Origin of the sequence: Rhizobium sp. P40RR-XXII (assembly GCF_012641405.1) — a bacterium.
Lineage (GTDB): Bacteria > Pseudomonadota > Alphaproteobacteria > Rhizobiales > Rhizobiaceae > Rhizobium.
In genome coordinates, this window is sequence record NZ_JABAII010000004.1 from 369740 (window position 1) to 382898 (window position 13159).

Sequence of the window (13159 nt, forward strand, 5' to 3'; positions counted from 1 at the left end):
CCAAGCTCTAGGACGGACCAAGGATGCCTTCACTCAAGGATCTGAAAAACCGGATCGCCTCCGTCAAGGCGACGCAGAAGATCACCAAGGCGATGAAAATGGTCGCCGCGGCGAAGCTTCGGCGTGCGCAGGAGGCGGCCGAGGCCGCCCGGCCTTATTCGCAGCGCATGGCCGCTGTTCTGGCCAACATCTCGGCTGCCGTCAGCGATGCTGACGGTGCGCCGCTCTTGATGACCGGAACCGGCAAGAGCGATGTGCATCTGCTTGTCGTCTGCACGGCCGAGCGCGGACTTTGCGGCGGCTTCAATTCGCAGATCTCGCGTTTTGCCCGCGACCATGCCCGCAAGCTGCTGGCCGAAGGCAAGACGGTGAAGATCTTCACCGTCGGCAAGAAGGGCTATGACGTGCTTCGCCGCGAATACGCATCGCTGATCGTCGAGCGCAAGGAACTGCGCGACGTCAAGCGCATCGGCTTCGACAATGCCGACGCCATCGGCAAGCGCATCATCGAGATGTTCGAAGCCGGCGAATTCGATGTCTGCACGCTGTTCTATTCCGAATTCAAGTCGGTGATCAGCCAGATCCCGACGGCACAGCAGCTGATCCCGGCTTCGGCTCCGGCCGTCGTCGAAGAAGATGCAGCCCACAAGGGCGCCGTCTACGAATACGAGCCGGATGCGGCTTCGATCCTCGCGGACCTGATCCCGCGCAACATCTCCGTCCAGATCTTCCGCGCGTTGCTCGAAAACGTCGCCGGCGAGATGGGCGCCAAGATGAGCGCGATGGACAATGCGACGCGCAACGCTGGTGAGATGATCAACAAGCTGACGCTGAACTACAACCGTCAGCGCCAGGCACAGATCACCAAGGAATTGATTGAAATCATTTCGGGCGCGGAAGCGCTCTGAAGTTAGGAAAAGAGGGTAAGAATATGGCTGACGCAGCTACCCCCGCAGGTTCTCTCGGTAAGGTTACGCAGGTTATCGGCGCCGTCGTGGACGTTTCTTTCGACGGCGATCTGCCGAAGATCCTGAACGCTCTCGAAACCAGCAACAACGGCAATCGCCTTGTTCTGGAAGTCGCGCAGCACCTCGGCGAAAACTCGGTCCGCACGATCGCCATGGACTCGACTGAAGGTCTGGTTCGCGGCCAGCCTGTTTCCGACACCGGCGCTCCGATCTCGGTTCCGGTTGGACATGAGACGCTCGGCCGTATCATGAACGTCATCGGCGAGCCGGTCGACGAAGCGGGTCCGCTAAACACCTCCAAGAAGCGCGCCATCCACCAGGATGCTCCGTCCTACGTCGAGCAGTCCACGGACGCGCAGATTCTCGTCACCGGCATTAAGGTCGTCGACCTCCTTGCTCCTTACGCAAAGGGCGGCAAGATCGGCCTGTTCGGCGGCGCCGGCGTCGGCAAGACCGTTCTCATCATGGAACTGATCAACAACGTCGCCAAGGCGCACGGTGGTTACTCGGTCTTCGCAGGCGTGGGCGAACGTACCCGCGAAGGCAACGACCTCTACCACGAAATGATCGAATCGGGCGTCAACAAGCATGGCGGCGGCGAAGGTTCCAAGGCCGCGCTCGTCTACGGCCAGATGAACGAACCGCCGGGCGCCCGCGCTCGCGTGGCTCTGACCGGTCTGACGGTTGCTGAAAACTTCCGCGATGAAGGTCAGGACGTTCTGTTCTTCGTCGACAACATCTTCCGCTTCACCCAGGCAGGTTCGGAAGTGTCGGCTCTGCTCGGCCGTATTCCTTCGGCCGTGGGTTATCAGCCGACGCTCGCCACCGACATGGGGCAGATGCAGGAACGCATCACCACGACGACGACGGGCTCGATCACCTCGGTTCAGGCCATTTACGTTCCGGCCGACGACTTGACCGACCCGGCACCGGCGACCTCGTTCGCCCACCTGGACGCAACGACGGTTCTGTCGCGCTCGATCGCTGAAAAGGGTATCTACCCGGCCGTCGACCCGCTCGACTCCACCTCGCGTATGCTCGACCCGTTGGTCGTCGGCGAAGAGCACTACGAAATTGCCCGTAAGGTTCAGTCGACGCTGCAGCGCTACAAGGCCCTGCAGGACATCATCGCCATCCTGGGCATGGACGAACTCTCCGAAGACGACAAGCTGGCTGTCGCCCGCGCCCGCAAGATCGAGCGCTTCCTGTCGCAGCCGTTCTTCGTCGCTGAAGTCTTCACCGGCTCGCCGGGCAAGCTCGTTGCACTCGAAGACACGATCAAGGGCTTCAAGGGCCTCGTCAACGGCGAATACGACCATCTGCCGGAAGCTGCCTTCTACATGGTCGGCTCGATCGACGAAGCGATCGAAAAGGCCAAGAAGCTGGCTGCCTGATAAGGCCAATCCATCGGCGCGCGGCATTGCCCGCGCGCCCTTGCCTTGCGAATAAGACAATCGAGAAGTGACGGGCCATGGCTGACAATTTCAATTTCGAACTGGTTTCTCCGGAGCGCCTGCTGCTGTCGGAACAGGTCATCGATGTCGTCATCCCCGCGAGCGAAGGCGAGATGACCGTCATGGCTCATCATGCGCCGACGATGACCACGATCAAGCCGGGCGTCGTCAAGGTGCATTCGGCTTCCGGCAAGAAGCAGGACTACGTCGTATTTGGCGGCTTCGCCGATATCCTGCCGACCGGCTGCACGCTGCTCGCGGAATCCGCCGTTCCGGTCGAAGACATGAGCCGTGACGAGCTGGACCGCCGCATCAATGCCGCCAAGGCCGAACTCGAAGATGCCGAGCATCACGAGCACAAGTCGCGCCTGGAGCACTTCATCATGGAACTCTCGCATCTGCGCGGCTCGATCCCGCAGGATTGATGCGATCCGGCTACGGTGAATGAGATGAAAGCGGTCCCATGGGCCGCTTTTTTGTTGGAAGGCCCGGGTCATCCTCGCCTTTCGAGGCATCACCGTTTTCGCTCCGCTTAACGGTGTTACATCTCCCCATGAGGTGGAGCAGGCCTTGTGGCGAGGCACGCAAGATCAATCCCCATGGTGAGGCGCGAAAGCACCCTGAGCTTGTCGAAGGGGGCTGCAGCCTCGAACCACGAGGGCGGGTGGTGAGCGACCGCAACCCCGACTTCTCAAAGCGGAGTCGGTGAGGCGATCCCTCCCAGGTTGCATCAAATCTGCTGTCCTTGTAGCAAAAACCGGTGCAGCTGCGCCGCTTCGGGAGAAAGCGAGCGGAAGCGAGGGGCGCCGAGATAGTATCCGAAGCCGCTCTCCACTCGGTCGTTACCGACGGTGATCAGCGCACCGGACTGCAGATACTCCTCGATGAGGCCGAGGCTGCCGAGCGCGATACCTTCGCCCCTGAGCGCCGCCTCCACCGCCATGATGTAAGTCGAGAATGACAGGCGCGGTCTCGGCAGCTTCCCCTTCAACGGGTCGCCGATCCGGCCGAACCATTGGCGGAAGCTGATCCAGTGGGCATTGGCGCGTTCGTAATCGATGAGATCGAGCCCGGCGATGTCGACCGCCGTCAATGCCTGAGGGTCGAGGCCGCGGATCGCGAGGTAATCCGGCGATGCGATCGGCACCAGCACTTCCTTCATCAGCGGCGTCAGGCTCCAGCGCGGATGTTCGCCCGTGGAATAGATGATGATGAGGTCGTTGTTCTCCGAGGCGAGCTCGGAATGCACGTCCGTCGTCAGCAGGCGCACGGAGATGCCCGGGCTCTCCTTGCCGAAATCCCTCAGTCGCTGCCCGAGCCAGAGATGCGAGATCGAGCCGCTTGCCGCAATCGAGATGATTTCGCCCGTGCCCGCACGAAAAGGCTCCAGGCTTTCCTCGAGATATTCCAGCGTGGCGCGTACGCGCTGGAACAGCCGTTCGCCATCCGGCGTCAGCGCCAGGTTCCGGCCGCGCCGGGTAAAGAGCGTCGCGCCGAGGTGATCCTCGAGCCCCTTGATGCGGCGGCTGACGGCGGCCTGGGTGATGTTCAGCTCGCGGCCGGCGCGGGAAAAGTTCATCGCGCGCGCGGCCGCATCGAACACGCGGAAGGCCTCCAGCGGTATTTTCTCTAGCATCGGCGCTCCATGACTTCAGATCATCAATATTCCCGATAATTGCCCGGATTTGAAGATTTGAAATTGTGATGCAGGATTGTGGCATCATTTTCGGCCGCTTTTCCAAGGGGTTCTTGCGTGTCCTTTTCCATTTCCGCCATTCCAGACATTCGTTTCGGCGAGGGCGCGCTCTCCGGCCTTCCCGCCGCGGTCAAATCCTTCGATGGCGTCGGCACGGTTTTGCTTGTGATCGATGCCTTTCTGGCGCAGTCGGGCCTTGCGGCCAAGCTCAGCGCCAAGCTTGCCGAAGCATGCGTGAAGACGCAGGTCTTTTCCGACTTTGCCGGCGAGCCGAAGCTTGCGCATTTGCAGGCGGCGATCGAGGCGGGGCAGGGGGCGGATATGGTGATCGGCATCGGTGGCGGCTCGGCGCTCGACATCGGCAAGATCGTCGCCTGCTGCATCGCCTCCGGCGAGGCCCCGATGCATTATGCGCTGGCAGCCAACCCGCTGCCGAAGAATCCGCTGAAGAAGATCATGATCCCGACCACGGCCGGTACGGGGTCGGAGACATCGGCGACGAATATCTTTGCTGGGCCCGAGGGCAAGAAGCTCTGGATCTGGGGACCGGAGACGAAGGCAGACCTCGTCATTCTCGATCCGGCCTTGACGAAGACCTTGCCCGCCAGCCTGACGGCATGGTGCGGCCTCGATGCCTTTATCCACGCCTTCGAGGCGGCAACGAACCGCAACACGCATCGCGGCGCGCAATTCTACGCTCATCAGGCGCTGCGGCTGCTGACGGGTGCGCTGGAGACGGCCGTCAAGCACCCTGACGACATGGCCGCTCGCGGCGACGTGCTGCTTGGCTCCTGCTTCGGCGGCATCGCCATCGACAATTGCGGCACGGCGATCGCACACAATGTCAGTCATGCATTGGCCGGCCTTGCGCCGGTGCATCATGGTCTTGCGACGGCGCTCGGCTTCGAAGCGACGCTTCCGTGGCTGGTCGAAGCGGATACGGCCGATCTCAATGCCGCGGCCAAGGCTTGCGGTGTCGAGGGTGCCACTGAACTGCCTGCTTTCGTCTCCGACTGGATGGACCGCTGCGGCATCGTCCGCTCGCTGCCTGCGGCCTTCAAGCCGTTCGACGAAGCCGATCTCGCCCGCGAAATGCGTGCCACCGAAAACCAGCCCATGCGGCGCTCGACGATCCGCGACGCGACGGATGCCGATATCGACCGCTTCGCCGCAGCCGTCATGGCGCTGCCGAAAGGAATCTGAAATGACCAAGAACTATACGCGCGACTATTGGGAACGCGTTCTCTCCGGCCTCAAGCCTGAAGGGCGTCACTTCATCGATGGTGCTCATCGTGCCGCAGTATCGGGCGAGACCTTCACCCGCTTCCGGCCGATGGACGGCAAGCCCGGTGCTGAGCTCGCGCGCGGCAATGCCGCGGATGTCGATGCTGCCGTCGCCTCCGCCCGCGCTGCCTTCGAAAGCGGTGTCTGGCGCAAGAAGGAGCCGCTGGAAAAGAAGAAGATCATGCTGAAATGGGCCGATCTCATTCGCGCCCATGGCGATGAGCTGGCCATGCTCGAGACGATCGATGTGGGCAAGCCGGTCATGGCGTCGTTGACGGTGGACGTGCGCCTCTGCGCCGACGGTATCCAGTTTTACGGCGAAATGATCGACAAGATGTACGACGAGATTGCGCCGACCGGTCCGAATGCGCGGGCACTGGTGCGCAAGGTACCGATCGGCGTCATCGGGGCGATCACGCCCTGGAACTATCCGATGATCATCGATGCCTGGAAGCTCGGGCCGGCGATAGCGGCCGGCAATTCCGTCGTATTGAAGCCGGCCGAACAGTCCTCGCTTTCAGCGATCCGCCTTGCCGAGCTCGCCATCGAAGCCGGCCTGCCTGCCGGCGTCTTCAACGTCGTCACTGGCTATGGCGAAGAGACCGGCAAGCCGCTGGCGCTGCACATGGATGTCGACATGATCGCCTTTACCGGCTCGACCGATGTCGGCAAGCTGATCATGGGTTATGCGGCGCAATCGAACGTCAAGCGCGTGGCGCTGGAGCTTGGCGGCAAGTCGCCACTGGTCGTGTTCGAAGATGCCGATCTCGATGCTGCCGCCGTCGCGGCTGCCTGGGGCTGCTTCTACAATTCCGGCGAGACCTGTCATGCCTCGACGCGCCTGATCGTGCAGCGGTCGGTGCAGGAGACGCTGATCGAGAAGATCGAGGCGGTCACCCGCTCGGATATCGCGCTCAAGCATCCGCTCGACCCTGCAGCGCAGATCGGCGCGCTGATCGAGGAAGAGCATATGAACAAGGTTCTGGCGATGATCGCGGCGGGCGAGAAGGAGGGTGCGCGTCGCGCCTTCGGTGCCGAGCGTGTCTTGAGCGAAACCGGCGGCTACTATGTGTCGCCGGGCGTCTTCGTCGACATGACCAACGATATGAGCTTGGCGCGGCAGGAAATCTTCGGCCCTGTGCTGGCAGCCATTCCCTTCGATACGGAGGAGGATGCACTCAAGATTGCCAACGATACGATCTATGGGCTTGCCGGCGCGGTCTTCACCAAGGATATGGATCGCGCGCACCGCTTTTCGGAAGAGATCCATGCGGGTACGGTGTGGATCAACACCTATGACATGTCGAACTTCGCCACGCCGTTCGGCGGCTTCAAGCAATCCGGCTTCGGCCGTGACCGCTCCGTGCATGCGATCGATAAGTACTGCGATTACAAGACGATCTGGCAGCAGTTCGGTTGAGTTTGAAATCGGCGTGATCCCGAAACAACGTGGTTGCCTTCGGGATCATGCTGGGGAAGAGGGGAGTTACCATGAGCAAGATCGTTTCCATAGAGATCACCCATCACCGCCTGCCGCTCGATCCGGCGTTCAAGGCGAGTTGGGATGGCCGTCCGCGCCGGCATTTCGATGCGACCATCGTTCGTGTCCGGGACGATGAGGGCCGCGAAGGCATCGGCTCGGGCGACCTGATGAAGGGTTTCGAGGGGCATGAGGATCTGTTCATCGGGCAGGATCCGCGGCACGTCGAACGTCACTACGAAGTCCTGTCGCACATCAACTTCCATTACGGCCGCTGCTGGCCGATGGACCTGGCGCTGTGGGACCTCTCCGGCAAGATCACCGGCGAGCCGGTGTGGCGGATGCTCGGCGGTCGTGCCAGCCGTGTGCGACTCTATGCCTCCTCCGGCGTGCTGCGCGAGCCTTCTGCTATGGCCGATCAGGCCGAGCGCTATATCGATGAAGGCTTCCCGGCCATGAAGGTGCGCTTCTCCTCGTCTTCAGGCGGCCGCGGCGGCTGGCGCGAGGATGTCAAGGCGCTGGAAGCGATCCGCGCCCGCGTCGGCGATCGGCTGGAGCTGATGGTCGACTGCAATCAGGGTTGGCGCATGCCCTGGGATACGACCTTGCCCTGGACCTTCAAGGATGCGCTTACCGTCGCCAGGGAGCTGGAGCGGCTCGGCGTCTACTGGATGGAAGAGCCGCTTCACCGCTCGGACCGCAAGGGCATGAAGGAATTGAAGCAGGCAACCTCGTTGCGCATCGTCGGCGGCGAGATGACGCGCGAGCTCTACGAGTTCCGCGATATCATCGAAGAGCGCGCCTTCGATGTCATTCAGCCTGATGTCGCGCTGGTCGGTGGCATCACCGGCTGCCGGCGGCTCGCCTATCAGGCACGCGAGGCAGGCGTGCAGTTCACGCCGCATTCCTGGACGAACGGCATCGGCGTGCTGGCCAATGCGCATCTGACCGCCGGCGTCGGCGACGCCGCCTGGCTCGAATACCCCTATGACAATCCGGAATGGAGCGAGGCCCGTCGCGACTATCCGATGGTATCGCCGCTCAAGCACGATGCCGGCTGGCTCGATCTCGGCGTTGCGCCGGGGCTCGGGATTGTTCTCGATGAGGAGCGCCTGAAGGCGACGCGTATTTAAAGGTGCCTTCAGAGTCTAAACCGTGCCTGCTTGCGCCATTGGGCAGCAGGGCCATGGCATGTGAGGTGCGTGGGCACCGCGCATTCCCTTCTCCCCGAGGGGAGAAGGAACTTGCGGCGCCGACGTGCCTCGCATGCATGGCCCTCTATCAAGCGGTGACAGGCCGGGCCGCCATGTTCTCCCGGGAGCGCGCCCACTGGATAACGGGGCGTTCGAGCAAGACATAGCTCAGCGTGCCGATGGCGAAGATGATAGCGGTTGCGATCAGGCTTGAAATTATCCAGCCACCGAGAACGTTGTCCGAGCCTGCGCCGAAGGATGAGGGAAAGAGCTGCGGCATCAAGGTCAGCACGATATCCTGCCAGATATAGACGCCGAAGGAGACGGTGGCGACATAGCGGGTAAGGCCGTTGTCGAGCAGCTTTGCCAGTATCCGCGATTGCGGGAGCGCGCAAAGCGCGATGGCGGCCGCCAGGGGAAGCAGCGGGAATTGATAGGGAATGCCAAGCCAGGCATAGCCTTCTCCCGCGCCGCCGATCGACTGCGGCAATTGCCATGCGCCCATGACGATCGCCAGCGCTCCGATGATATCGTAGACTGCCGAGCGGCGCGTCGGGATGATGGTCTGGATTGCGGCGGCCAGTGCGCCGATCGCGAATATCGCAAAGAAGCCGATCGGGTTGAAGCGCGGCATCCATTCCTTGGCGCCACCCTGGAAGCCATATTGCCATCCCCGCCCAACGCTGTCCGTGGGCAGATAGGTGGCGACGAGCCAGTGCCCGACCAGCGAGACCGCGATGATACCAATCCAGAGCAGGCGGCCGACGAGCGGGGAGCGTGACCTCGGCTTCGCACGGAACAGCAACAGGAAGCCGATCGGCAAGAGAACATAGCAGGTCGTTTCGAAGGGGATCGACCATAAAGGCCCGTCCCCCTGCACCGGAAAAAAGGTGCGCCAGTGCCATTGGCTCATCAGAAAGAAGCCGGCGATGTAGCGGCCGATCAGCTCGCCATCGAGCGGAAAACCGTAGACCGTGAAACTGATCACGAACCCGACCGTCAGGGCAAACCAGAAGCCCGGCAGGATGCGCGCGGCGCGACGCATGGCGTAGATCTTCAAAGACGGTAAGGGCTGGCCGCTATCCAGCGCCAGCCAGAAGGGTCGCGCAAGTAGAAAGCCGCTGAGAACGAAGAAGATCGAGACGCCGTGATTGCCGAAGCGCGCCAATATGAAGGTCAGGTCCAGGCTCGGCGGGATTTTGTAGAAATTCATGCGGAGTACGAGATGATGAACAAGCACCATCAGACATGCGACGGCGCGCATGAAATCCGCTCCTCCCAGACGTCTTCCGTTCTCCATTCCCGTATCCGCCGAAACTCCCTCTCCATTGGGTAGGTCATCGCGGCGGTTTCGGCAAGGCGGATCCTCGAAAGCACGACGCCCGAACCCATGGTGTAAGGTCCGGGCGTCGAACCGATCTCCCGTACCTGCCAGAAACGAGAGACCGGATTCGGATGTTGAGCGGAGGATCAGGCGGCGACGGAGCGATAGGGACGCATGGCGCGCGCCGGTTTCAAGGCGTTGCTCCACCAGTTCAGCCGCGCAATCAGGAGCACCAGCGATTTCCGGGCGTCCAGCGGATTTTCCAGCGTGCCATCCTCGGCAAACCTGCCCCAAGGATTGGCGAAGCTGACCGTATCGCGCACGGTGACGGCATGCAGCTCGGCAAAGACGAGCCGCAACTGCTCGACGGCGCGCAGGCCGCCGGAAATGCCGCCATAGGAAACGAAAGCGACGGGCTTGCCATGCCAGGGGTCATAGACGAGATCGAGCAGGAATTTCAGCGATGCCGTGAAGCTGTGATTGTATTCGGGCGTGACGATGATGAAGGCATCCGCCTCCGAAAGCCGCGCCGAGAGCGCAGCGACGCCGGGATGCTCGCGATCGTGCTGGAAGGGAAGGTCGAATTCGAGAGGATCGATCAGGTCGATGTCGATAAGGGGATAATGCGCCAATTCCCGAGCGATCCAGTTGACCACCCGGTCACACAAGCGGCCCGGGCGGGTGCTGCCGTAAATGATCGCCAGCCGGGTTCTTTCTGTCATGTCTTGCTCCTGCTTTACGCGGTTTGGAGCTCGGGTTATAAAACCTCAACTAAAGTTGAGGTCAATAGCGTTAAATGGGAAAAATCGAGCCAGGTCAATTTTCCAAGCAGCTGACGGTCGGCGAGGTGGCGGCGCGCAGCGGAGTGGCGGTCTCCGCGCTGCATTTCTACGAGGCGAAAGGGCTGATCGAGAGCCATCGCAGCCGCGGCAACCAGCGGCGCTATCCGCGCGAGGTCCTGCGCCGGGTCGCCATCATCAAGGTGGCGCAAAGGGTCGGTATTCCGCTTGCCGAGGTTCAGACGGCGCTGGAAGCCCTGCCGCAGGGACGCACGCCAACGGCGGCCGACTGGAAGGCGCTCTCGGAATTGTGGAAGAATGATCTCGACGCTCGCATCAAACGCCTGCAGGGGCTTCGCGACCAGCTGGACAGCTGCATCGGCTGCGGCTGCCTGTCACTCGACAGCTGTCCCTTGCGCAATCCCTGGGACACGCTTTCCGAGGAGGGGGCGGGACCGCGACTGCTCGATCCCGGAGAGTGAAGTGAATTGAACGCTCAGGCGTGGACGCGGCTTTCGGCCATGTGCGTGTCAAGCGCCGCGGCCTCTTCCTTCGAGAGGTAAAGGCCCTTCTTGGAACGGCGCCAGAGGATGTCGGCGGCGCTGTAGGCCCATTCCTGTTCCATCAGATACCGAACTTCCGCTTCATAGAGATCGCTTCCGAAGCAGCGGCCGAGATCGGCAATCGTCTTTGCGTCGCCAAGGATCATCGCGGCCCGCGTTCCATAGCGGCGGACGAGGCGGCGAGCGTGCTGGTCGGCAAGGAAGGGGTAACGCGACTTCAGCTTCGAGACTTCGGCATCATAACCGCGAGCCGGAAAGTTGCCGCCCGGCAGCGAGCTCTTGGCCGTCCACGGCGTGCCCTTCAGCCCGATGGCCTCGCCGATCTTTTCCAGCGCATGCTCGCTCAGGCGGCGATAGGTGGTGAGCTTGCCGCCGAAGACATTGAGCAGTGGTGCCTGGCCTTCTTCGCCCTCGACCTTCAGTACGTAGTCGCGTGTCGCCTCCTGCGCCTTGGACGCGCCGTCGTCGTAGAGCGGACGCACGGCCGAATAGGTCCAGATGATATCCTCGGGTCGAACCGGCTCCTTGAAGTATTCGCTGGCGGCGTTGCACAGATAGGCGGTTTCCTCCTCTGTGATCTTCACATCCTTCGGATCGTCCTTGTAGTCGCGATCCGTAGTGCCGATCAGGGTGAAATCCTGCTCGTAGGGAATGGCGAAGATGATGCGATTGTCCGGGTTCTGGAAGAAATAGGCGCGGGGATCGTCGAACTTCTTGCGAACGATGATGTGGCTGCCTTGAACGAGACGGACATTGTGTACCTGGTTCTTGCCGAAGGCATCGGACAAGACATGATCAACCCAGGGGCCGGCGGCGTTGATCAGCATGCGCGCGCGAAACCGGCGCTTCTGACCGCGGATCGTATCTTCCGTTTCGATCGCCCAGACGCTGCCGTCGCGGCGGGCGGAAATCACCTTCGTTCGCGGCATGATCGTGGCGCCACGGTCGGCTGCATCGCGGGCGTTCAATACCACCATGCGGGCATCGTCGACCCAGCCGTCGGAATATTCGAAAGCCTTAGTGAAGAGCGCCTTCAGCGGCTTGCCGGCGGGATCCTTCTTCATGTCCAGCGTCGCCGTCGGCGGCAGCAGTTTTCGGCCGCCGAGATGATCGTAGAGGAAAAGGCCGAGCCGGATGAGCCAGGCCGGCCGGATGCCGCCCTTATGATAGGGCAGGACGAAACGCATCGGCCAGATGATGTGCGGCGCCATCGCCCAGAGCACCTCGCGTTCCATCAGCGATTCGCGCACGAGGCGGAATTCGTAGTGTTCGAGATAGCGCAGGCCGCCATGGATGAGCTTGGTGGCACCGGAAGACGTGCCGGAGGCAAAGTCGTTCATCTCGGCGAGCGCGACCTTGTAGCCGCGTCCCACGGCGTCACGGGCAATCCCGCAGCCGTTGATGCCGCCGCCGATAACGAAAATATCGTAGACCTGTTCGCTCACCCGCCCCTCCGCAAAGGTCAGCCATCCCGTGAAGATGGAAAATCGAAACTAATCCATCTAAAGCGAAACAGATACGAATGTCAAACGAACGTTTCTTGACAGAAAGCGAGCCACTCAGGCCGGTCTGCGGGTGGCCTCCACGAGCCGCACGTCATGTTCCGCGGCGATGGATCGCACGGATTCAATGCTGCATTCGTCGGTGACGAAGGTGTGGACTTGCGACAGATGGCCAATGCGAACCGGGGCGGTTCGTTCGAACTTGGTGCTGTCGGCGACGAGAATGACGTGCCGGGCATTGGCAATAATGGCCTGCGCCACTTTCACTTCGCGAAAATCGAAATCGAGAAGCGCGCCATCGGCATCGATCGCGGACGCGCCGATGACCGCGTAGTCGACCTTGAATTGCTTGATGAAATCGACGGCGGCTTCGCCGACGATGCCGCCATCCGAGCCGCGCACGACGCCGCCGGCAATGACGACCTCGATGGAGGGGAAAATTCGCAACTTGTTGGCAACATTGATGTTATTGGTGATGACCATCAATTCGTGATGGCCGAGCAAGGCTTCGCCGACCGCTTCCGTCGTCGTGCCGATATTGATGAAAAGTGAGCTGTTGTTGGGGATCATGCTGGCGGCGGCGCGGCCGATCGCCTGCTTTTCGGGCGCGGCGATCGAGCGGCGCGCCTCGTATTTCACGTTCTCGGTTCCGCCGGGAAAGATCGCGCCGCCATGCACGCGCGACAGCACGCGGCCATCGCAGAGATCATTGAGATCCTTGCGGATGGTTTGCGGCGTGACCGAAAAGCGCGACGCCAGCTCCTCCACCTGCACGCGGCCTTCCGCCTTGGCGATCTCGAGGATTTCGGTCTGACGTCCGGATAGGAACATGGTTTTCGCTCCCTTTCTTTCGTTTTTTCGTCATCATATGATAAAGTGAAAATTCCGCAATTACCGGCGCGCGAATTGAGTGCGG

At 61.7% G+C, this 13159-nt stretch carries 12 protein-coding genes; 7 read left to right on the forward strand and 5 right to left on the reverse strand.

What is annotated here, in order from left to right:
* The first annotated feature begins 23 nt into the window (after positions 1 to 23).
* The 3 genes from HGP16_RS10590 to HGP16_RS10600 all read left to right on the forward strand — a co-directional run bounded on the left by HGP16_RS10590 (position 24) and on the right by HGP16_RS10600 (position 2847).
* On the forward strand, positions 24 to 908 hold the full coding sequence (locus HGP16_RS10590; protein ID WP_015341388.1) for a F0F1 ATP synthase subunit gamma: 885 nt from the start codon (positions 24 to 26) through the stop codon (positions 906 to 908).
* Positions 909 to 931: 23 nt separating this feature from the next.
* Positions 932 to 2362 carry a F0F1 ATP synthase subunit beta gene (atpD, locus tag HGP16_RS10595; protein WP_168839955.1) on the forward strand — a complete coding sequence of 477 codons (1431 nt, stop codon included), beginning with the start codon at positions 932 to 934 and terminating at the stop codon, positions 2360 to 2362.
* 77 nt (positions 2363 to 2439) lie between these two features.
* On the forward strand, positions 2440 to 2847 hold the full coding sequence (locus HGP16_RS10600; protein WP_075853699.1) for a F0F1 ATP synthase subunit epsilon: 408 nt from the start codon (positions 2440 to 2442) through the stop codon (positions 2845 to 2847).
* Between the two features lie 305 nt (positions 2848 to 3152).
* Here HGP16_RS10600 and HGP16_RS10605 read toward each other — a convergent pair whose 3' ends face one another.
* Positions 3153 to 4058: a LysR substrate-binding domain-containing protein gene (locus HGP16_RS10605; RefSeq protein WP_168839956.1), complete on the reverse strand. Its 906-nt coding sequence runs from the start codon at positions 4056 to 4058 to the stop codon at positions 3153 to 3155.
* A 117-nt stretch (positions 4059 to 4175) separates the two neighbouring features.
* Between HGP16_RS10605 and HGP16_RS10610 the strand changes: the two genes are divergently transcribed.
* The 3 genes from HGP16_RS10610 to HGP16_RS10620 all read left to right on the forward strand — a co-directional run bounded on the left by HGP16_RS10610 (position 4176) and on the right by HGP16_RS10620 (position 8015).
* Positions 4176 to 5321, forward strand: coding sequence for an iron-containing alcohol dehydrogenase (locus HGP16_RS10610; RefSeq protein WP_168839957.1), 1146 nt, complete (start codon positions 4176 to 4178; stop codon positions 5319 to 5321).
* Between the two features lies 1 nt (position 5322).
* Positions 5323 to 6822 (forward strand): aldehyde dehydrogenase family protein, encoded by a 1500-nt coding sequence (locus HGP16_RS10615; RefSeq protein WP_168839958.1) that lies wholly within the window; start codon positions 5323 to 5325, stop codon positions 6820 to 6822.
* Between the two features lie 71 nt (positions 6823 to 6893).
* Entirely contained in the window at positions 6894 to 8015 is a 1122-nt protein-coding gene (locus tag HGP16_RS10620) for a mandelate racemase/muconate lactonizing enzyme family protein (RefSeq protein ID WP_168839959.1), read from the forward strand.
* Positions 8016 to 8163: 148 nt separating this feature from the next.
* Here the strand turns inward: HGP16_RS10620 and HGP16_RS10625 are convergent, their stop codons facing one another.
* Both HGP16_RS10625 and HGP16_RS10630 read right to left on the reverse strand, forming a co-directional pair.
* Positions 8164 to 9375, reverse strand: coding sequence for an acyltransferase (locus HGP16_RS10625; RefSeq protein ID WP_168839960.1), 1212 nt, complete (start codon positions 9373 to 9375; stop codon positions 8164 to 8166).
* Between the two features lie 170 nt (positions 9376 to 9545).
* Positions 9546 to 10121, reverse strand: a complete 576-nt coding sequence (locus tag HGP16_RS10630) for an NADPH-dependent FMN reductase (protein WP_168839961.1) — start codon at positions 10119 to 10121, stop codon at positions 9546 to 9548.
* A 74-nt stretch (positions 10122 to 10195) separates the two neighbouring features.
* On the opposite strand from HGP16_RS10630, the gene soxR reads away from it, so the two are divergent.
* Positions 10196 to 10660 carry a redox-sensitive transcriptional activator SoxR gene (gene soxR, locus HGP16_RS10635; RefSeq protein WP_168839962.1) on the forward strand — a complete coding sequence of 155 codons (465 nt, stop codon included), beginning with the start codon at positions 10196 to 10198 and terminating at the stop codon, positions 10658 to 10660.
* A 14-nt stretch (positions 10661 to 10674) separates the two neighbouring features.
* On the opposite strand, the gene glpD is transcribed toward soxR, so the two are convergent.
* Positions 10675 to 12186: a glycerol-3-phosphate dehydrogenase gene (gene glpD / locus HGP16_RS10640; protein WP_168839963.1), complete on the reverse strand. Its 1512-nt coding sequence runs from the start codon at positions 12184 to 12186 to the stop codon at positions 10675 to 10677.
* Between the two features lie 114 nt (positions 12187 to 12300).
* Entirely contained in the window at positions 12301 to 13074 is a 774-nt protein-coding gene (locus HGP16_RS10645) for a DeoR/GlpR family DNA-binding transcription regulator (protein WP_168839964.1), read from the reverse strand.
* Positions 13075 to 13159: the final 85 nt, after the last annotated feature.